The organism is Rhizobium yanglingense, from assembly GCF_977109285.1.
Genome location: NZ_CDSAWY010000004.1, coordinates 22799 through 41921 on the forward strand (window position 1 = coordinate 22799; position 19123 = coordinate 41921).

The following is a 19123-nucleotide window of genomic DNA, read 5'->3' on the forward strand; positions in this document are numbered from 1 at the left end:
CGTGCGGCTGCACTGGGAAGAACGCCGCCCACTGCTTCCGCAAGCTGCTCCGGTTCGCGCAGCAGATGCGTAACTCGTGAAAGCTCCGAAATTTCGCGGCCGACCAGCAACTGGCGCAGCGTTTCCATGCGACGATCGGCGGTTGGAACTCCGTCGAAACGCGCATGATGGTCCGGATCAATGTTCCGAGCAATTTCGACCAAAAGAATAGCCAGAGCCGCGCGATCAATCTCGGTATCGTTCGAGGCGGCTTTTTGAGGAAGCCTGATTGGGTCGACGGTCGACGTCAAGTTCCGATCAACTCACTTTCCAGCCACGTTCCGAGTTGCTCTTGCTACCGCCGGAATCCTGATTTATGCATTTTGCAACCTCGACAAACAGGCCAGCCAAAAGATTTCTGTCGGTCTTGACGTTGCTGAGATCGGAAAACATTTTCTCCATTAGCATCTGAATGCTTTCATTCTTTTGCTTGATTTCCTCACGCAGCAAATGATCGCTTCGATTTATCCGGTCCGCAACGTCGCGCTCAAGCTCGCTCAATTGATCCGACAACGCGCGCACCTGCTTTTCAAGTGCCTGATTTTGCTCGCGAAGATTCCGGTCAATCTCCTTGTCGGCCTCGGCTCGTGCATCTTTTTCGCTCCGCAATTGCGCCGCGAGCGATTCGACCTGCTTCTTTGCATTTGACTCGTACGTTTCAAGATTGCGCTTGGCCTCGGATTCGACATCCTTAAAGCGCTGCAAGAACCGGTCTTCAAGCTTGGAAAAACGGCGGTCATAGTCCTGCATCTGGTTGCCGAACAGCAGATCGCGTATCTTGTCGACACCTACAGCGTCACCGGAGATCCCGCCCTCGCGGGCCTGGGCCGCCATGAAGTTCAGCCCGTTTCCCTCTGCATTACCTATCAGATTTTCGTCCGCCTTATTCGCAGAAGAAGCGGTACTCGAAGGTTCCTTTGCCATCCTTATGCCCCCCATTTGAACACCTGCCACAGTGCAACCCCGTTAACAGGGAATAATGTCAGCAAAATAGCCGGCCCACAAGCCGGAATCTTCTTGACTCAAGCCGATTCGTGACGCAGCCGAGCGCTACGTCACTGACGCAATGGAAGTTTGGGGCGATGCCATCTTAAAAGCGGGCGGCCGCGACTGGTCGGGGATCAAAGGCGGCAAGCGCGCACGGTCGTCGAGCAGTGACGGTCCGCAATCTCTGCGCTCACGACATCACGGTGTTCAACCGCAAGGCGATCACTCGAGTAACGACGGCGGCAGGGCGCAATGTCGCGCTCAAGGAGGGCGATCCCATCAAGCTCGATAAGAAGCGCTTCACCAATTACACGGCAACACTGCGGGCGTTTGCGCGCGCACTCGCGGAGCGTGACGAACCTTCCAGACGTCAAGAAGGGGTCGTAGCGCCCCTGGAGCGGCCTCAGGATTCCAAGTCGGTAGACGGGCTGTTGCGTTGCCATTTGGGCCATACTTACCTTGAAGTCGAGGCGATTGAACTCGCCGAACTGGCCCGGCAGCGGCTAGGCGACGAAAGTCATGTCGACGAGCATGGCGGAGCCGAAAGGTGCGGGCGCAACTCGTGCGGCTACAATGTCCGAACGCCTGCTTACGGGATCGAATAAGTCTGTGTCCAACGGCTGCCATGACGGCGTATAGCCGACCGCTTAACTTGGAAACACGGAAAATCGTTCTGGGAGGTGCGGCCCCGCAATGTGCAGGGCCGCCCCGCGAACATCGCTGTTGTCAGCGGTTCGGAAAACAGCATCCAACCGCACAACATCGTCACAGGTGGGCTGAGATAGATCGCAGCGCTCGCTTATGGCTGAATGCATCACGGCAAACGCGATCTCGCGGAGGCGCTTGCCGAGGTTCTCCCGGAGGTTGGATATCACGGCGATGCGAAGGACTTCATGAGATATTGGTTCGAAAAGGATTCGAATCTCAACAGGGAGGTCTTTGATCTGGTCGAGAGCATAACGCGCGGCAGTGATGTCGAGCTCTACGTCGCAACCGGCCAGGAGCATCACCGGGCGCGATTTCTCTGGGACGAGCTCGGCTTCTCGAAGCTGTTCGACCGTATGTTTTACAGCGCGGAAATTCGATACCCGAAGAACGACATCCGCTTCTTCGAGGCGATCAATTCCCGATTGAGCATCGGCTCCGGCGAGCGCCCGATATTTTTCGACGACCAGCCCGAAATCGTGGCGGTGGCGAGGCAGGCCGGCTGGGACGCAAATCCGTTCGTTTCCGCGTCAGACATTCGCCAGCTCCCGCGGCTGCGCCATCTTTGGGCATCCGGGTGATCGCCGGTGGATATGGCCTGCGTTGCCGCCCTGGAATGCGCGCAAACGCTGTACGCTTCGCAGGGCGGTTAGGCGGAAGGTGAAGCCGTCAGTGGCTTCCGGCCTTCTTGCTGGCGAGCAGCATCACATAGTCTTCGGCCGCGTCTGCAAGCGCGAGCGCCACTTCGGCAGGCGTCCAGCCGTGCTGCTGCAAGCGCTTGATCATTTCGAACATCGCGGCTTCGACTTCCGTCCGGCAGTTCAGAGGATGCTCCGGTCTGCCATTTGCATGCTGTGAACCGTGAATTTCTATCATTTTCTCTGCCCCCGTGTTTTGGACCCCGTGCTATTTCAGGCGCCATTTTAGGCAAAGAGCATCGCATAACTTCACGCTGAAGCAAATGGATGCCTAATCAAGAGTTAAAGCAGACCGTTGCATGACGTCATTTGACGACATTTTAGCAAACCGCGCATTGGCGAATTGGTGGGCTGGAATGCCACCATGCCCTGTCGCGGTGCCTTAGCGGTCATCACCCCAGTCGAAAAACGGGCGGTAGACGCGCCTTGCAATCATCAGGCTGCGGTCGGGACGGATGATGTAGGTCTCCTCCACCTCGCGTCCCCTGTTATCGTAAAAGGTGTGCGGGAATGCGGAACCGATCGGTGATTTCGTCAGCTTCGTGCGGGGCTGGCCGCTAAAGGTGATGCTGCCGGGGATGGGCTCCAAGCCGGGACCGGAAATGTCGCCTACGGCCGTACATCCTGCGATCAATGCCCCCACGATAAGAATTGCGGCAAACTCGGCTTTCATCGGGTGCTCCATGACGTGGGTCGGCAATGCTATCCTGAGATAGGTATGCCCCTTTGCTTTTCCATGGCTGAACGAACGCCGATCCTTCAGTCTACGCTGCCGTTCAGGCGGGTATTTCGGCAACCGTGGTTGCGAGCGATGAGAAGGCTCGCTGGCGATAAGAAAAGCCGCCGGAGGGCCTCTCCGGCGGCTTTTCTCAAGGAAGTTCTTTCGCTCAATGCAGGATCTGGCTGAGGAAGAGTTTGGTGCGCTCGTGCTGCGGGTTGTCGAAAAATTCGGCGGGCGAATTCTGTTCGACGATCTGGCCCTGGTCCATGAAGATGACGCGGTTTGCGACTTGACGAGCAAAGCCCATTTCGTGGGTCACGCAGAGCATCGTCATGCCTTCTTCCGCAAGGCCCACCATCGTATCCAGCACTTCCTTGATCATTTCCGGATCGAGCGCCGAGGTCGGCTCGTCGAAAAGCATGATCTTCGGGTTCATGCAGAGCGAGCGGGCAATCGCCACGCGCTGCTGCTGGCCGCCGGAAAGCTGGCCGGGATACTTGTTCGCCTGTTCCGGGATCTTGACGCGCTTCAGGAAGTGCATGGCGACCTCTTCGGCCTGCTTTTTCGGCATCTTGCGCACCCAGATCGGCGCCAGCGTGCAGTTTTCGAGGATCGTCAGGTGCGGGAACAGATTGAAGTGCTGGAACACCATGCCGACTTCGCGGCGCACTTCGTCGATCTTCTTCAGGTCGTTCGTGAGCTCTGTGCCGTCAACGAGAATGTGACCCTTCTGGTGCTCCTCCAGACGGTTGATGCAGCGGATCATCGTTGACTTGCCGGAGCCCGACGGGCCAGCGATGACGATGCGCTCGCCGCGCATGACCTTGAGGTTGATGTCGCGCAGCACGTGAAAATCACCGTACCACTTGTTCATGTTGATGATTTCGACCGCCACGTCCGTTGCGGAAACGGTCATTTTCTTGGGTTCAGCCATGTTTATTCCCTCATTCTTATCGTTTGTGGCCGGTGTCGAGGTAGCGTTCCATGAACACGGAATAGCGCGACATGCCGAAGCAGAAGATCCAGAAGATGAAGCCTGCGAAGACGAGGCCTGTCAGCGGCGTGACCGAGCTTGCCCAGTTGGAATCGGTAAAGTTCAGGCGGACGATGCCGAGCAGGTCGAACATGCTGATGATCGAAACGAGCGACGTATCCTTGAACATGCCGATGAACGTATTGACGATGCCCGGGATGACCAGCTTGATCGCCTGCGGCAGAACGATGAGCCGCATCTTCTGCCAGTAGCCAAGACCGAGTGAATCGGCTCCCTCATACTGGCCCTTCGGGATCGCCTGCAGGCCGCCGCGAATGACTTCCGCCATATAGGCGGAGGCGAAGATCGAGACACCGATCACCGCGCGCATCAGCTTGTCGACATTCCAGCCGGTCGGCAGGAAGAGCGGCAGCATGACGCTTGCCATGAAGAGGACTGTGATCAGCGGTATGCCGCGGATCACTTCGATGAAGGTGACGCAGACCATCTTCACGACGGGCATTGTCGATCGCCGACCAAGCGCCAGCACGATGCCGAACGGCAGCGAGACGGCCATGCCGACGAAGGACACGACCAGTGTCACGAGCAGGCCGCCCCAGAGCGGCGAGTTGACGACTTCAAGGCCGAAGCCGCCGTAGAGCATGAAGAACGAGACGATCGGCAGCACTCCGAAGAGCAGGATCGCGTTCAGACCTTTGCGCGGTACCGACGGGATCAACAGCGGGATCAGCAGCACTGCAAAGAGGATGAAGACAATCGTCGGACGCCAGCGCTCGTCGAGCGGATAGCGGCCGAAAATGAACTGATCCAATTTCGCATTGACGAAGGCCCAGCAGGCGCCGCTCCAACCATCGGGCTGAATGCCGCCTTGAACCGCGGTTGCACAGAAGGTGCGGTCGCTACCCGTCCACACGGCCTGGATGAAGAGCCAGTCGATCATCTGCGGTAGGGCCCAGGCGAGGGCGGCGATCGCAAGCACCGTCAGCAGGATGTCCTTGGGCGTTGCAAGCAGGTTGCGCCTGACCCAGGCGACAGCGCCGCGTTCGCCGGGCGGCGGCGGTTCAGCCGTGAGGATCGCCGTTCTGACAAAGGGGGTGTTGGCAACGGACATCTTATCTCTCCACCAGTGCCATCTTGGCGTTGAACCAGTTCATGAACAGCGACGTGAGGATACTGAGGCTGAGATAGACGACGATCCAGATCAGCACGATTTCGATGGACTGGCCGGTCTGGTTGAGGGTCGTTCCCCCGACGGCGACAAGGTCCGCAAAGCCGATCGCAATGGCCAGCGACGAGTTCTTCGTCAGGTTCAGATACTGGCTCGTCAGCGGCGGAATGATGATACGGAAGGCCTGGGGCACGACCACAAGGCGGGTGATGGCGGAAGGATGGAGCCCAAGGGCGCCTGCCGCCTCCGACTGTCCTTTGGCTACGCCGCGAATGCCGGCGCGGACGATCTCGGCAATGAAGGCTGCCGTATAGAACGAAAGCGCCAGGAAGAGCGACATGAATTCCGGGCCGACGACCGAGCCTCCCGTCAGGTTGAACTTGCCGGCGACCGGAAGGTCGAAGGACATCGGCAGGCCGGTCACCAGGAAGGCAAGGATCGGAAGGCCGGCGATGAGTGCGATCGAGACCAAGATCGTGTGGAACGGCTGGCCCGTCGCGGCCTGGCGCTTATGCGCCCAGCGCGCGGTTATAATGGCGGCGATGATGCCGACGACAAAGGCGATCAGAACCGCCCACATGCCCGCTTCGAAGATCGGCTTCGGGAAGGCCAGGCCGCGATTGTTCAGGAACATGTTCAAGGGCAAGTGATACGATTCTCTGACCGCGGGCAGAATGGCAAGAACGCCGGAATACCAGAAGAAGATGACAAGCAGCGGCGGGATGTTGCGGAACACTTCGACATAGACCGTGCAAAGCTTGGCAATCAGCCAGTTGTGCGACAGGCGCCCGATGCCGACGATGAAGCCGATGATCGTCGCGGTGATGATACCGGTAACCGCGACCAGGAGGGTATTCAGGAAGCCGACGACGAGCGCACGTCCGTAGGTCGAGTCGCTGGAGTAGGAAATCAGCGACTGACCGACCTCGAAGCCGGCGCGTCCTCTGAGGAAGGCGAAACCAGAGGCCGTATTGCTGCGTGCGAGATTCTCGATCGTGTTGTCTACAATCCACCAGACCACTCCAGCGATCACGAGGACGGTGAGAACCTGATAAAAGATACCCCGGTATTTGGGATCATACATTGCGGACCGGAAGGTCCCGCCGGTTTTAGGCAACGGTGTCGTGCCCAGAGCCTCTTGCGTCATGCCGAGCCAATTCCCCTATGTGCCCGTTTTGGGCTTTTTTCTTGGACATGGGAAAGGCGGTTTCCCGCCTTTCCGGTATTTCATTCCAGGCCGGCGATCAGCGGACCGGGGGCGCGTACTGGATGCCGCCCTTGCTCCACAGAGCGTTCAGGCCGCGTTCGATCTTGAGCGGGCTGCCCTGACCGACGTTGCGCTCGAAGACTTCGCCGTAATTGCCGACGCCTTTGATCACATTATACGCCCAATCGTTGGTGAGTTCGAGGTCGGTGCCGATCTTGGTGTCGGTTTCGGAACCGAGGAAGCGCTTGATATCCGGGTTCGGCGAGTTCTTCATCTCGTCGACATTGGCCTGGGTAATGCCGAAGTCTTCAGCATTGACCAGAGCGAAGGCAGTCCAGGAGACGACATCGAACCACTGGTCGTCACCCTGGCGAACGGCCGGGCCGAGCGGTTCCTTGGAGATGATCTCCGGAAGGATCACGTGCTCGTCGGGGTTCTTCAGCGTCAGACGCAGAGAATAAAGGCCGGACTGGTCGGTCGTGTAAACGTCGCAACGGCCGGAGTCGTATGCGGCGTTGACTTCCTCGAGCTTTTCGAAAACGACCGGGTTATACTGAAGGTTGTTGGCCTTGAAGTAGTCGGCGAGGTTGAGTTCGGTGGTCGTGCCGGCCTGAACGCAGACGGCAGCGCCGGAAAGCTCGAGAGCCGACTTAACGTTCAAGCCCTTACGAACCATGAAGCCTTGACCGTCGTAATAAGTGACCGCGCGGAAGTTGAAGCCGAGAGCGGTATCGCGGTTGATCGTCCAGGTCGTGTTACGCGACAAGACGTCGACTTCGCCGGACTGCAGGGCCGGGAAGCGGTCTTTCGCGGAAAGAGGCGTATACTTGACCTTGGTCGGATCGCCGAACACGGCTGAAGCGACCGCCTTGCAGAAATCGACGTCGAAGCCGGCCCAGTTGCCCGACGCGTCAGGCTGAGCAAAGCCGACGAGGCCGCTGTTGACGCCGCACTGGACGAAACCCTTTGCCTTCACGTCTGCGAGAGTGGCTGCTGAGGCAGCCGAGGCGCCAAGGGCGAAAACTGCTGCGCCGACGGCGGCGGACAGGAGCTTAATCTTCATTTTTCCCAACCTTTATCTGTTGTCTTATGTTTTTGTGGAGGGGACGGCTGAAGCAAACCATTCGCCCCCCAATTCTCGACACCCTCCCGGCGCGAGCGGTTCTATCACAGTCGCAAATATCACCACGGTCAAGTGTCGCGGTTCACAATTGCGGCAGAAATTGGCATTTTGGTAAAATGCGCCGCCTTGATAGGCATTTGAGCAGGAAATGAGCAGCCCTTTGCGGAAAATTCTCGCGTAATCCACTGATATATCTGCTAAAGTAACGAACTGGAGAATTTGTGTAGTCCGAGCTCGGGGTTGACCGTTTTGCGGGGCGGGTCCAGAAGTGCAGCTTTGCATCATTCCGCCAAGGGCCATTCCAGATTATGAACGACAGAGACAATTTACTGCAGAACGCGGGCATCAATACGCGACTGACGCATATCGGCAACGATCCTTCGGACTACTTCGGTTTCGTCAATCCGCCGGTCGTCCATGCCTCTACGGTGCTCTTCCCCAATGCCAGGACGATGGAGACGCGGTCGCAGAAATATACTTACGGCACCCGCGGGACGCCGACGACGGATGCGCTCTGCGATGCGATCAATGCACTTGAGGGGTCTGCCGGAACCATTCTGGTTCCTACGGGCCTTGCCGCCGTTACGGTGCCGTTGCTCGCATTTCTCTCGTCCGGCGATCATGTTCTCATTGTCGATTCGGTCTATACGCCGACGCGGCATTTCTGCGACACGATGCTGACGCGTCTCGGCGTCGACGTCGAATATTACGACCCGGCGATCGGCGCCGGCATCGAGCAGCTTTTCAAGCCGAACACGAAGCTGGTGCACACCGAGGCCCCAGGGTCGAATACGTTCGAAATGCAGGACATTCCGGCAATTGCCGCAATCGCTCACAAGCATGGCGCGGTTGTTGCAATGGACAATACCTGGGCGACGCCGGTCTATTTCCGGCCGCTCGACTTCGGCGTCGATATTTCGATCCATGCCGCGACGAAATATCCCTCCGGCCACTCCGACATCCTGATGGGCACGGTTTCGGCCAATGCCAGGCATTGGGAGCAGTTGAAGGAAGCCAATATCACGCTCGGCATTTGCGGCGCTCCGGACGACGCCTATCAGATCCTACGCGGCCTGCGCACCATGGGTGTACGGCTTGAGCGGCACTATGAAAGCGCGCTGACGATCGCCAAATGGCTTGAGGGCAGGGAGGAGGTCGCGCGCGTCCTGCATCCGGCTCTGCCAAGCTTCCCGTCGCATGAACTCTGGAAGCGTGATTTCAAGGGAGCGAGCGGTATCTTCTCATTCGTGCTCGCAGCCGATGCGCCGGAGAAATTCAAGGCGAAGGCGCATGCCTTCCTCGACGCACTGCAGATCTTCGGCTTGGGGTATTCCTGGGGCGGCTTCGAGAGCCTTGCAGTCCACGTCAATCTCAATGATCGCCGTATCCGCAAGGCGCCGCAGGAAGGGCCTGTCATCCGGCTTCAGATCGGTCTTGAAGACGTGGTAGACATCAAGGCCGATATCGAACATGGTTTTGCAGCCGCCAATGCCGTCTGATCAGTCGGTCGGACGGTAGCCGTAGACCCAGTCGAGATCCGCCGCGAGTCTTTGCGGCGCCTTCAGCAAGAGAACGATATCGCGGCCGATGCGCACCGGACCGCGGGCATGATAAGCGAAGCGGTTGAAGGCGCCGCGCTTGCGAATTTTTGCGACGCGCGGTGTGCGCTGTTGTTCGAAGCGAAGCAGAGCTTCCTTTACAGGATGGGTTGCAAGCAGTGCCGCGAGCTCGTAGGCATCTTCGATTGCCATCGCCGCGCCTTGGGCCGCAAAAGGCGTCATGGCGTGAGCCGCGTCGCCGATAAGGACGGTGTCACTTCCGTTTTGCCAGTTGCCCTCCGTCGCCTCGTAGAGCGGCCAAAAGGTAATCCGGGCGTCACCGAACAGCGATTTGATATCGGCACTCCATCCGGAAAAGCGCGATGAGAGCTGCTTCAATTGCTGCTCCGTCGGATCGTTGCGCCAGTCCTGCGGCGCAGCATTGCCGGCTGTGATGGCGACGAGATTGAGGCTGCCGGCCTCCTTTAGCGGATAGCAGATGAGATGGGCCGACGGCCCGAGGAATGCCGAGACATTGGCGCGATCGAGGAACGCGGGCGCGGAATTGCCGGCGATCGTGAAGCGATAGGCTATGTCGCCGGAAAAGTGCGGCGAGGGACTGCCCCTGATCGACTGCCGCAGCTTCGACCAGACGCCGTCGGCACCGATGATTACATCCGGCCGGCGGGTGGTTTCAGGAAGCGCGCCCGGGGCGATCCGATGGCCGAGATGGATCGTGCAACGAGGGTTTGCTTCGACTGCCGTAAGCAGCGCCCTCTGCAGCGTCGCGCGGTGCAGGACGCCGTAGGGAGCGCCCCAGCGGATGCGAGCGAAGTCGCCTGCGGGCACGGCCGCAAGCGGGCGGAGCGTATCGCCGGAGAAAAGGCGAATGAACTGCGGCTCGAGCCAGACTTTTTCGATGTCCTGCAGGACGCCGAGTTTTGCGAGGATGCGCGAGGCATTCGGCGAGATTTGCAGGCCGGCGCCGACCTCTGCAAGCGCCGCAGCCTGCTCGAAAATATCCGAACTGATGCCGCGTTTAGCCAGGGCCAGAGCCGCGGTCAGGCCCGCAGTTCCGGCGCCGATGATGGCGGCGTGTTCGACCGGCATCCGATGTCCGATCTTGAGTGAATTTACGCTGCTTTGACGTGGAAGACGCAACCGGCCGGGTTCGTCTGGCTCGGCTTCAGCGCGCCATTGAAGCGATAAAGCGTCGAACAGTAGGAGCAGACCTTTTCGTTGTCGTCGCCCATGTCGATGAAGATGTGCGGATGATCGAAGGGCACGGATGCGCCGGTGCACATGAACTCCTTCACGCCGACTTCGATCACGCGGTGTCCGCCGTCGTTCTGGAAGTGGGGAATGTTGTGGCCGGCCATGTCTGTCTCCGAATGCTTTGAAATGTGCGCGGACATTATAATCCTTCGTCTCAAATGTGTAGAGCCAAAGCGCCGCACGGCACATGGTTTTTTGGCGCGGCGAGGGTTCACCTCCGCTGCTCGATAAAATATGGTCCGGGCCAAAAAGGACGGCACTATAAATCTGAATACGCCCGCATTTTCCAGTTTCACCCACGGCGGCCTGAAACTCGTCTTTTTCGACGAAGGGGATCCCAACGGCCCACCGGTGCTGCTCATTCATGGTTTTGCTTCGACCGCCAACGTCAACTGGGTGCATCCCGGCTGGGTAAAGACGCTGGGCGATGCAGGCTATCGCGTGATCGCGATGGATAATCGCGGCCACGGGGCAAGCGACAAACCCCACGATGCCGAAGCCTACCGGCCGTGGATCATGGCGGGAGATGCCGTGGCGCTACTCGACCATCTAGGTATTCCGGAAGCCAGTGTCATGGGCTACTCGATGGGCGCGCGGATTTCGGTCTTCACGGCGCTTGCCCATCCGCATCGCGTGCGTTCGCTGGTGCTAGGCGGCCTTGGCATCGGGATGACGGATGGCGTCGGCGATTGGGATCCGATTGCCGATGCGCTGCTCGCGCCCTCGCTGGACGACGTCACGCATGCCCGCGGGCGCATGTTCCGCGCCTTCGCCGAGCAGACCAGGAGCGACCGGCAGGCGCTCGCTTCCTGCATCCGGGGATCGCGCGATCTCGTGGCGCGGGCCGACATGGGCAGGATCGATGCGCCGACTTTGATCGGCGTTGGAACAAAGGACGATATTGCAGGTTCGGCACAGGAATTGGCGGGCTTGATGCCGCATGCCGAGGCGCTGGACATTCCGGGCCGCGACCATATGTTGGCGGTTGGAGACAAGGTATTCAAGAAGGCGGTTCTCGAGTTCTATGAGAGAGTCGCCGGGCGGTGACAGTCCGTCTCAGAGTGCCGTGATTGCCGAAAAATCATCCTAAAAATGCATAGGACCGGCACCCATTTATGTTCTGGACATTATGCCCTATATAATGTTGTTTCGACGGAAACGAGGAGACCTGGAATGGTCGCGAAGACTGACGTTCGTTTTGAGGCACCAAACCCGCTGAAGGTCATGGATCCAATCTGGGACAGCCTGCGCGAAGAAGCGCGTGTTGCTGCCGAGAAGGATCCGGTGCTGGCGGCTTTCCTCTATTCGACGGTGATCAACCACCGTTCGCTGGAAGAATGCGTCATTCATCGTATCTGCGAACGCCTCGACCATCCCGACATGCAGGCGACGCTGCTTCGCCAGGTCTTCGACGGAATGCTCGAAGACTGGCCGGAATGGAGCGATATCCTGCGCGTCGATATTCAGGCCGTCTACGACCGGGACCCGGCATGCCTGCGCTTCATGGAGGCGGTGCTGTATTTCAAGGGATTCCATGCGCTGCAGACGCATCGCCTGGCCCACTGGCTGCTCAATCACGGGCGTCGGGATCTGGCGCTCTATCTGCAGAGCCGGTCGTCCAGCGTCTTCCAGACGGACATCAATCCGGCAGCGCGCATCGGCCGGGGAATCTTCCTCGATCACGCGACCGGCCTCGTCGTCGGCGAAACGGCGGTGATCGGCGACAACGTCTCGATCCTGCATGGCGTCACGCTTGGCGGCACGGGCAAGGAGGGTGCTGACCGTCATCCGAAGATCGGCAGCGGCGTGCTTATCGGTGCGGGCGCGAAGATTCTCGGCAATATCCAGATCGGCTATTGCTCGCGCGTGGCGGCCGGCTCGGTCGTTCTAAAGGCCGTCCCGCCGAAGACGACGGTTGCCGGCGTGCCGGCGAAGGTGGTCGGGGAGGCCGGGTGTTCGGAACCGTCGCGCATCATGGACCAGGTGATCGGCGCCGATATCTGATCCGATTATATTTGTCAGAACGGAAAAGCTGGCGAAATCCTGAGGGGAAAGCCGGGGCAGATATGCCGCGGCAACCTTTACAGCTCCGCTTTTCCTGTGCAAGAAGCGGCCAACGAAGACCGCTAGGAGACCAAGTGTGAAGCCTGAAGAACTCAAGAAGCTCGACGCCTATTTCAAGAAGACGCTCAATCCGCAGATCGTCGTCAAGGCGCGCCCGCGCAAGGATGATTCCGCGGAAGTTTATCTCGGCGAAGAATTCCTGGGTGTCGTCTATGTCGACGACGAAGACGGCGATCGTTCCTACAACTTTTCGATGGCGATCCTCGACGTCGATCTCTGATCCTAGGGCGGGCCGCATCATTGCGGCTTGCCTTGCCGGACGGCTCGGCTCGTCGGCAGCCTGCTCGGCAACAATTTAGCCATCCGCGCTGGATGAGTTCGTCCTCCGCCCCATTTTAGTTTCTGCGAATGCAACCGAACTAAATTGGAGGATGAGACGTGGGTATTTTCGATAAAATCAAGAACGCGATTTTCGGCGGCGAAGCGCAGGCAGCACCGGTGACCGAGGCGGCGGCCGCGCCGAAAATGGAACCTGCGCAGAGGCCGGCGGCGCCATCGGCAGCACCATCCGTAACCCCAACGACCGCGCCCGCGATCGCGACGGTCGATATCGTTCCGATTCTCGATGCTGCCGTCAAAAAAAGCGGACAGAAGCTGGATTGGCGGCACTCGATCGTCGACCTGATGAAAGCGGTCGGTATGGATGCGAGCCTTTCCGAGCGCAAGGAACTTGCCGCGGAGCTCGGATATTCGGGAGACACAGGCAATTCCGCCAAAATGAATATGTTTCTTCACAAGGCGCTCATGAAGAAGCTGTCCGAAAATGGCGGCAAGGTTCCCGCAGATCTGATGGATTGAGACAGCCTTTGCCGACCTCAAGATTGTGGCTTCGCGAGATTTTTTATGAAGCCTCAGGTTGTGGACCCCTGATATATGTTTTGAAAATCAATCGGCGACGTACGTTGCTCTTTTTTCAAGTCGCTTTAGAGCAGCGTCATGCAATCTCCGGTAGTTGTGCAACGCACAAAATCGCTTGACTATTTGTGCGACGCAGCTACCTTTTGCAGCAGCCAGTACCACAAAAGGAGGAGACGAACATGTTCAACTTCGACGACACGAGCCGGAAGAGCAAGGAAGCCATGGACACGATGCTGAAGAGCTATTCCGACACGGCCAAGGGCGTCCAGGCGATCGCCACCGAAGCTGCCGAATATTCCAAGAAATCCTTCCAGGACGCCGTCAATCATTTCGAGACGCTCTCGGGCGCCCGAAGCTTCGAAACGGTCTTCGAATTGCAGACCGGCTTCATCAAGTCTTCCTACGAGAGTTTTATCGCCGAGGCGACGAAGATGGGGGAAATGTACGCCGATCTCGCCAAGGGCGCCTATAAGCCTTACGAACCGCCGGTATCGGCTCCGTCCGCGAAGTCGCCCAAGGCTCCTCAGGTGACGCCCGCAGCTGCGTAAATGCGATGGTGCGAACAGCGCACCCCTTGAAAAACGAAGACCGGCAACGCATCTGCGGCCGGTCTTTTTTGTTTCCAGAAGCCCTTCAAGAATTCGAGTGGGACTTTTTTGGTCTTTGCGTCGAGTCCTGCGGAATTGTGATTGCAGTCGCAAACAAGGGGCTTAAAATCGCTCTATTATGAACTAAGTTAGTGTTTCAGATATCCGGCGGGTAAAGCAGCCTCCCATGCACCACCGGATAGACCGAGGAATGAATGACAATGATCGCAAAGCCGATCCGGATGCAGAACGACAGCGAAAGGAACGGGGACAACGGAAATCGCGGAACCTCGGTCATCACACGCACAAAGCCGAAGACCAAGAAGCCCAATCTCTACCGCGTGCTCATCCTGAATGACGACTACACTCCCATGGAATTCGTCATCCACATTCTGGAGCGTTTCTTTCAGAAGGATCGTGAAAGTGCCACCCGCATCATGCTTCATGTCCATAACCACGGCGTCGGCGAATGCGGGATATTTACATACGAGGTAGCGGAGACGAAGGTAAGCCAGGTGATGGACTTCGCCCGTCAGCACCAGCATCCGCTGCAGTGCGTCATGGAAAAGAAGTGAGGATCTCAACGTGCCAACATTTTCGCCTGAGTCTTGAGAAGGCGCTCCATCAGGCACTGACCTTTGCCAACGAGCGGCATCACGAATATGCGACGCTCGAGCATCTGCTGCTCGCCTTGATTGACGATGCCGATGCGGCAGCTGTCATGGGTGCATGCAATGTCGACCTCGACGCGCTGCGCAAGACGCTGATCGAATACGTCGACAACGAACTTTCCAATCTGGTCACCGGATATGACGAGGACTCCAAGCCAACCTCCGGCTTCCAGCGCGTCATCCAGCGTGCCGTGATCCATGTGCAATCGTCCGGCCGCGAAGAAGTGACGGGGGCAAATGTCCTTGTCGCGATCTTTGCCGAGCGCGAAAGCCACGCGGCCTATTTCCTGCAGGAGCAGGAAATGACCCGATACGACGCGGTCAACTACATCTCCCACGGAATCGGCAAGCGCCCGGGCTCTTCGGAAGTGCGCACGCCGCGGGGCGCCGACGAGGAAGCGGAAAGCAAGCCGACTGCATCGCGCGGCGGTGAGGATGAAGGCAGCGCCAAGAAGCAGCAGGATGCTCTGAAGGCCTATTGCGTCAATCTCAACGAGAAGGCCAAGAGCGGCAAGATCGATCCGTTGATCGGCCGTAACTCGGAAGTCAGCCGTACGATCCAGGTGCTGTGCCGCCGCTCCAAGAACAACCCGCTTTATGTGGGCGATCCGGGTGTGGGCAAGACGGCGATTGCTGAGGGCCTCGCCAAGCGCATCGTCGAAGGCAAGGTGCCAGAAGCACTCGCCGACGCCACCATCTTCTCGCTCGACATGGGCACGCTGCTTGCCGGCACGCGTTACCGTGGCGATTTTGAAGAGCGCCTGAAGCAGGTCGTCAAGGAACTCGAAGAATATCCGGGGGCCGTGCTCTTCATCGACGAAATCCATACCGTCATTGGTGCGGGCGCCACCTCTGGCGGCGCGATGGATGCATCGAACCTTCTGAAGCCGGCGCTTTCGTCCGGCGCGATCCGCTGCATCGGTTCGACGACCTACAAGGAATACCGCCAGTTCTTCGAGAAGGACCGGGCTTTGGTTCGCCGTTTCCAGAAGATCGATGTCAACGAGCCGTCGATCGATGATGCGATCGAAATCATGAAGGGCCTGAAGCCTTATTTCGAAGAGTACCACCACCTGCGCTATTCGAACGACGCCATCAAGTCGGCGGTCGAGCTGTCGGCCCGCTATATTTCCGACCGCAAGCTGCCTGACAAGGCCATCGACGTCATCGATGAAACGGGTGCCGCTCAGATGCTGCTGCCGCCATCCAGGCGCCGCAAGCTGATTACCGAAAAGGAGATCGAGGCGACGGTCGCGACGATGGCCCGCATTCCGCCAAAGAGCGTTTCGAAGGACGACGAAGCCGTCCTCGCCAACCTGGAGCAGGAACTGCGCTCGGTGGTCTACGGCCAGGATACGGCAATCGAGGCCCTTTCGACCTCGATCAAGCTGGCGCGTGCCGGGCTCCGCGAACCGAACAAGCCGATCGGCGCCTACGTCTTCTCCGGCCCGACCGGTGTCGGCAAGACGGAAGTGGCCAAGCAGCTCGCGTCGTCGCTCGGCGTCGAGATGCTGCGCTTCGACATGTCGGAATATATGGAACGGCACACGGTTTCTCGCCTGCTCGGCGCACCTCCCGGCTATGTTGGCTTCGACCAGGGTGGGCTTTTGACCGACGGGGTCGACCAGCATCCGCATTGCGTGGTCCTTCTCGACGAGATCGAGAAGGCGCATCCGGATATCTACAATATCCTGCTGCAGGTCATGGACCACGGCGCGCTGACCGACCATAACGGCAAGAAGATCGACTTCCGCAATGTCATCTTGATCATGACGACCAATGCGGGCGCGTCGGAAATGGCCAAGGCCGCAATCGGCTTCGGTTCGTCCAAGCGCACCGGCGAGGATGAGGAGGCGCTGACCCGCCTGTTCACGCCGGAATTCCGCAACCGTCTCGACGCGATCATTCCCTTCGCGTCACTGCCTACGGCCGTCATCCACAAGGTCGTGCAGAAGTTTATCATGCAGCTGGAGGCTCAGCTTTCTGAACGCAACGTCACTTTCGACCTGCAGGAGGAAGCGATCGACTGGCTTGCGGAAAAGGGTTACGACGAGAAGATGGGAGCCCGCCCGCTTGCCCGCGTCATTCAGGATGCGATCAAGAAGCCGCTGGCGAACGAAATCCTCTTCGGCAAGCTGAAGAAGGGCGGCGTCGTGAACGTCACCGTCGGCCCGAAGGAAGACGGCAAGCCCGGTATCATCCTCGAAGCGATCCCCGAATCCGCGCCGATCAAGCCGAAGCCGGAAGCCGAAACCGTTCATCCGGAAACCGACGACGAGGATGACGGCGAGCTGAAGACGAAGGCAAAAGCCAAGAAGACGGCGGTGAAGAAGGCGAAGGCTGAGGTCAGGGATGCACCCAAGAAGGCGAGTGCAGTGCCGAAGGTACCGCGGAGGAAGTAGTCCGTCGCCGTGGCGTGAATGAAGAAGGCCGCAGCGATGCGGCCTTTGATTTTTCTAAGTTTTTTTTCGGGGCGCAAAGCCGCTCCAACAGTGCGTGTCAACATCTTTGAGCTTTGGCGCGATCAGCAGTCTCTGGACGCCTGGCGGGAGGTCGCGAACCCGCCGAAAATCGATAGGCGGGAAACCTACGTGGACCTCCACCGGACTGACTGATATGGCTGAAGAGCCTTTTCTTCCTGACACGTGTACGCCGATGTTGACCGATCTCAGCTGCTCGACGTTCGGAACGGTCAAGGCTAGGCTCGCCGCAGTCATTCGACGGGCTCTTCAAAACTAATAGGTCCTGAAGCTAGTTCCCAAGCTCACCCTTTATCTTTTCGGCATTCGCGGCAAGCACGCCGCCATCCTCCATCTTGCCGGAATGCGGCTTGAGAGCAACGCCTTCGTGGCGCGGGATGACGTGGAAGTGCAAGTGGAAGACGCTCTGGCCGGCGGCCGGTTCGTTGAATTGGCAAACCAGGACACCGTCGGCATCGAAGGCCTCTTTCACGGCCTTCGCGATCTTCTGGACGACGGGAATCGTCTGCGCGAGGACCGTGGGGTCGGCGTCGAAAATATTGCGCGACGGCGCCTTCGGCACGACCAGGACATGGCCGGGGGCCTGCGGCATGACGTCCATGAAGGCTACCGTATGCTCGTCCTCGTAGATGCGGTGCGACGGGATTTCGCCGCGCAGGATCTTGGCGAAGATATTGCTGTCGTCGTAAGCGGCGCTGGTCATCTCGAAATCTCCTCGTTCTCCGGTGATCGGGTAGCGCAGCAAAGGCGCGAGCGTCAATCCTCCTGCCGCCGCTCGCCTTTGCGGAACGGACTGTGCTCGGCGAGGATCTCGTTCATGTGCTCGACGTCCTCGCGTTCGCGTTCCAGATAGTCGGCAATCGCGCGCCGCAGGCCGGCATGGGCGACATAGTGCGCCGAATGTGTTGTCACCGGCAGGTAACCGCGCGCGAGCTTATGCTCGCCCTGCGCGCCCGCCTCGACGCGCTTCAGGCCCTTGGCGAGCGCGAAGTCGATCGCCTGATGATAACAGACCTCGAAATGCAGGAAGGGATGGTCTTCGACGCAGCCCCAGTGGCGGCCGTAGAGCGTATCGCCGCCGACAAAGTTGATGGCGCCCGCGATATAGCGGCCGTTGCGCTTGGCCATCACCAGCAGGACATCTTCGGGCATACGCTCGCCGATCAGCGAATAGAACTTGCGGGTCAGGTATGGCCGCCCCCATTTGCGGCCGCCGGTATCCATGTAGAAAGCGAAGAACTGATCCCAGATGCGCTCGGTGAGATCGCTGCCGGTCAGCCAGTCGATACTGATGCCGTTTTCGAGCGCCGTGCGGCGCTCCTTGCGCAGCGCCTTGCGCTTGCGCGAGGCCAGCGTTTCGAGGAATTCCTCGTGATTGGCATAGCCCTCGTTGATGAAATGGAACTGCTGGTCGGTCCGGTGCAGGTAGCCGTCCGTCTCGAAGACGCCGATCTCGTCTTCAGGCACGAATGTGACGTGCGCCGATGAGACGCCGAGGCGACGGACGACTTCCTTCAGGCCCTCGGCAACGGCGTTCTGGATCGGCCGCCGTTCAAGGCCCTCGGCAACGAGCAAGCGCGGACCGGTCGCCGGCGTGAACGGGATCGAACATTGCAGCTTCGGATAATAGCGCCCGCCGGCGCGCTCGAAAGCATCTGCCCAGCCGTGGTCGAAGACGTATTCGCCCTGGCTGTGATTCTTCAGATAACCGGGCAGGGCGCCGATCAGCTCGCCCCTGTCCGTCTCAAGCAGCAGATGATGGCCGAGCCAGCCGGTTTGCGCGGTGGCGGAGCCTGACTCTTCGAGCGCGGAGAGGAAGGCGTGGGACAGGAAGGGATTATAGGCGAGCGCCTTGCCTTCCTTGGACGTTCCGGAAAGCCGGGACCAGCTCTCCGGGGAGATCGCGGTGAAGGACCGTTCGACGCGGATCGATAGTTCGTCTGTCATG

The 19123-nt window shown here is 59.1% G+C and carries 20 protein-coding genes and 2 pseudogenes; 10 read left to right on the forward strand and 12 right to left on the reverse strand.

Annotated features, from left to right (window positions below; translation table 11 throughout):
* Positions 1-297: 297 nt before the first annotated feature.
* Positions 298-963 carry a DUF3450 domain-containing protein gene (locus ACW4PC_RS04910; RefSeq protein ID WP_022713150.1) on the reverse strand — a complete coding sequence of 222 codons (666 nt, stop codon included), beginning with the start codon at positions 961-963 and terminating at the stop codon, positions 298-300.
* 230 nt (positions 964-1193) lie between these two features.
* On the opposite strand from ACW4PC_RS04910, the gene ACW4PC_RS04915 reads away from it, so the two are divergent.
* The gene (locus ACW4PC_RS04915; RefSeq protein WP_455873028.1) at positions 1194-1631 is read left to right on the forward strand and encodes a hypothetical protein; all 438 of its coding nucleotides are present in this window, start codon (positions 1194-1196) and stop codon (positions 1629-1631) included.
* Here ACW4PC_RS04915 and ACW4PC_RS04920 read toward each other — a convergent pair.
* Positions 1616-1822, reverse strand: a pseudogene (locus ACW4PC_RS04920) (hypothetical protein); the annotation flags it as partial. The gene ACW4PC_RS04915 and the pseudogene ACW4PC_RS04920 overlap by 16 nt on opposite strands.
* Positions 1823-1835: 13 nt before the next feature.
* Here ACW4PC_RS04920 and ACW4PC_RS04925 point away from each other — a divergent pair.
* The gene (locus ACW4PC_RS04925) at positions 1836-2312 is read left to right on the forward strand and encodes an HAD family hydrolase (protein ID WP_455873029.1); all 477 of its coding nucleotides are present in this window, start codon (positions 1836-1838) and stop codon (positions 2310-2312) included.
* Positions 2313-2400: 88 nt separating this feature from the next.
* Here the strand turns inward: ACW4PC_RS04925 and ACW4PC_RS04930 are convergent, their stop codons facing one another.
* From ACW4PC_RS04930 to ACW4PC_RS04955, 6 genes are all read right to left on the reverse strand, one after another.
* The gene (locus tag ACW4PC_RS04930) at positions 2401-2526 is read right to left on the reverse strand and encodes a hypothetical protein (RefSeq protein ID WP_275593272.1); all 126 of its coding nucleotides are present in this window, start codon (positions 2524-2526) and stop codon (positions 2401-2403) included.
* A gap of 285 nt (positions 2527-2811) precedes the next feature.
* Entirely contained in the window at positions 2812-3102 is a 291-nt protein-coding gene (locus tag ACW4PC_RS04935; RefSeq protein WP_455873030.1) for a hypothetical protein, read from the reverse strand.
* A 214-nt stretch (positions 3103-3316) separates the two neighbouring features.
* Positions 3317-4084: an amino acid ABC transporter ATP-binding protein gene (locus tag ACW4PC_RS04940; protein WP_022715463.1), complete on the reverse strand. Its 768-nt coding sequence runs from the start codon at positions 4082-4084 to the stop codon at positions 3317-3319.
* A gap of 16 nt (positions 4085-4100) precedes the next feature.
* Positions 4101-5255: an amino acid ABC transporter permease gene (locus ACW4PC_RS04945; protein WP_455873031.1), complete on the reverse strand. Its 1155-nt coding sequence runs from the start codon at positions 5253-5255 to the stop codon at positions 4101-4103.
* Position 5256: 1 nt separating this feature from the next.
* Positions 5257-6459, reverse strand: a complete 1203-nt coding sequence (locus ACW4PC_RS04950; protein WP_455873032.1) for an amino acid ABC transporter permease — start codon at positions 6457-6459, stop codon at positions 5257-5259.
* Between the two features lie 97 nt (positions 6460-6556).
* Complete coding sequence (locus ACW4PC_RS04955) at positions 6557-7582, reverse strand: amino acid ABC transporter substrate-binding protein (RefSeq protein ID WP_455873033.1); 1026 nt, start codon at positions 7580-7582, stop codon at positions 6557-6559.
* Between the two features lie 368 nt (positions 7583-7950).
* Between ACW4PC_RS04955 and ACW4PC_RS04960 the strand changes: the two genes are divergently transcribed.
* Complete coding sequence (locus tag ACW4PC_RS04960; protein ID WP_455873034.1) at positions 7951-9141, forward strand: cystathionine beta-lyase; 1191 nt, start codon at positions 7951-7953, stop codon at positions 9139-9141.
* On the opposite strand, the gene ACW4PC_RS04965 is transcribed toward ACW4PC_RS04960, so the two are convergent.
* Positions 9142-10290: an FAD-dependent monooxygenase gene (locus ACW4PC_RS04965; RefSeq protein WP_455873035.1), complete on the reverse strand. Its 1149-nt coding sequence runs from the start codon at positions 10288-10290 to the stop codon at positions 9142-9144.
* Positions 10291-10313: 23 nt separating this feature from the next.
* Complete coding sequence (locus ACW4PC_RS04970) at positions 10314-10559, reverse strand: zinc-finger domain-containing protein (protein ID WP_028739675.1); 246 nt, start codon at positions 10557-10559, stop codon at positions 10314-10316.
* 157 nt (positions 10560-10716) lie between these two features.
* Here ACW4PC_RS04970 and ACW4PC_RS04975 point away from each other — a divergent pair, with 157 nt between their 5' ends.
* The 7 genes and pseudogenes from ACW4PC_RS04975 (at position 10717) to clpA (ending at position 17097) form a co-directional block, all read left to right on the forward strand.
* Positions 10717-11502, forward strand: coding sequence for an alpha/beta fold hydrolase (locus ACW4PC_RS04975; RefSeq protein ID WP_455873608.1), 786 nt, complete (start codon positions 10717-10719; stop codon positions 11500-11502).
* A 126-nt stretch (positions 11503-11628) separates the two neighbouring features.
* On the forward strand, positions 11629-12459 hold the full coding sequence (gene cysE / locus ACW4PC_RS04980) for a serine O-acetyltransferase (RefSeq protein WP_039844787.1): 831 nt from the start codon (positions 11629-11631) through the stop codon (positions 12457-12459).
* A 136-nt stretch (positions 12460-12595) separates the two neighbouring features.
* Complete coding sequence (locus ACW4PC_RS04985; RefSeq protein ID WP_022715471.1) at positions 12596-12799, forward strand: DUF3126 family protein; 204 nt, start codon at positions 12596-12598, stop codon at positions 12797-12799.
* A gap of 158 nt (positions 12800-12957) precedes the next feature.
* On the forward strand, positions 12958-13377 hold the full coding sequence (locus ACW4PC_RS04990; protein ID WP_455873036.1) for a DUF3597 domain-containing protein: 420 nt from the start codon (positions 12958-12960) through the stop codon (positions 13375-13377).
* Between the two features lie 239 nt (positions 13378-13616).
* Complete coding sequence (locus ACW4PC_RS04995; RefSeq protein ID WP_455873037.1) at positions 13617-13985, forward strand: phasin family protein; 369 nt, start codon at positions 13617-13619, stop codon at positions 13983-13985.
* 260 nt (positions 13986-14245) lie between these two features.
* On the forward strand, positions 14246-14599 hold the full coding sequence (gene clpS / locus ACW4PC_RS05000) for an ATP-dependent Clp protease adapter ClpS (protein ID WP_027509391.1): 354 nt from the start codon (positions 14246-14248) through the stop codon (positions 14597-14599).
* Positions 14600-14609: 10 nt separating this feature from the next.
* Positions 14610-17097, forward strand: a pseudogene (gene clpA, locus ACW4PC_RS05005) (ATP-dependent Clp protease ATP-binding subunit ClpA).
* Between the two features lie 349 nt (positions 17098-17446).
* Here clpA and ACW4PC_RS05010 read toward each other — a convergent pair.
* Positions 17447-17878: an HIT family protein gene (locus tag ACW4PC_RS05010; RefSeq protein ID WP_074070251.1), complete on the reverse strand. Its 432-nt coding sequence runs from the start codon at positions 17876-17878 to the stop codon at positions 17447-17449.
* A 53-nt stretch (positions 17879-17931) separates the two neighbouring features.
* A complete protein-coding gene (locus ACW4PC_RS05015; RefSeq protein ID WP_455873038.1) occupies positions 17932-19122 on the reverse strand; it encodes a GNAT family N-acetyltransferase in 1191 nt (396 codons plus the stop codon).
* Position 19123 lies beyond the last annotated feature (1 nt).

Coding starts and splice junctions, on each gene's coding strand:
- ACW4PC_RS04995 (WP_455873037.1), top strand. CDS start 13,617: ATGTTCAACTTCGACGACACGAGCCGGAAGAGCAAGGAAGCCATGGAC.
- ACW4PC_RS04965 (WP_455873035.1), bottom strand. CDS start 10,290: ATGCCGGTCGAACACGCCGCCATCATCGGCGCCGGAACTGCGGGCCTG.
- clpS (WP_027509391.1), top strand. CDS start 14,246: ATGATCGCAAAGCCGATCCGGATGCAGAACGACAGCGAAAGGAACGGG.
- ACW4PC_RS04945 (WP_455873031.1), bottom strand. CDS start 5,255: ATGTCCGTTGCCAACACCCCCTTTGTCAGAACGGCGATCCTCACGGCT.
- cysE (WP_039844787.1), top strand. CDS start 11,629: ATGGTCGCGAAGACTGACGTTCGTTTTGAGGCACCAAACCCGCTGAAG.
- ACW4PC_RS04970 (WP_028739675.1), bottom strand. CDS start 10,559: ATGGCCGGCCACAACATTCCCCACTTCCAGAACGACGGCGGACACCGC.
- ACW4PC_RS05015 (WP_455873038.1), bottom strand. CDS start 19,122: ATGACAGACGAACTATCGATCCGCGTCGAACGGTCCTTCACCGCGATC.
- ACW4PC_RS04910 (WP_022713150.1), bottom strand. CDS start 963: ATGGCAAAGGAACCTTCGAGTACCGCTTCTTCTGCGAATAAGGCGGAC.
- ACW4PC_RS04935 (WP_455873030.1), bottom strand. CDS start 3,102: ATGAAAGCCGAGTTTGCCGCAATTCTTATCGTGGGGGCATTGATCGCA.
- ACW4PC_RS04930 (WP_275593272.1), bottom strand. CDS start 2,526: ATGTTCGAAATGATCAAGCGCTTGCAGCAGCACGGCTGGACGCCTGCC.
- ACW4PC_RS04925 (WP_455873029.1), top strand. CDS start 1,836: ATGCATCACGGCAAACGCGATCTCGCGGAGGCGCTTGCCGAGGTTCTC.
- ACW4PC_RS05010 (WP_074070251.1), bottom strand. CDS start 17,878: ATGACCAGCGCCGCTTACGACGACAGCAATATCTTCGCCAAGATCCTG.
- ACW4PC_RS04950 (WP_455873032.1), bottom strand. CDS start 6,459: ATGACGCAAGAGGCTCTGGGCACGACACCGTTGCCTAAAACCGGCGGG.
- ACW4PC_RS04960 (WP_455873034.1), top strand. CDS start 7,951: ATGAACGACAGAGACAATTTACTGCAGAACGCGGGCATCAATACGCGA.
- ACW4PC_RS04955 (WP_455873033.1), bottom strand. CDS start 7,582: ATGAAGATTAAGCTCCTGTCCGCCGCCGTCGGCGCAGCAGTTTTCGCC.
- ACW4PC_RS04940 (WP_022715463.1), bottom strand. CDS start 4,084: ATGGCTGAACCCAAGAAAATGACCGTTTCCGCAACGGACGTGGCGGTC.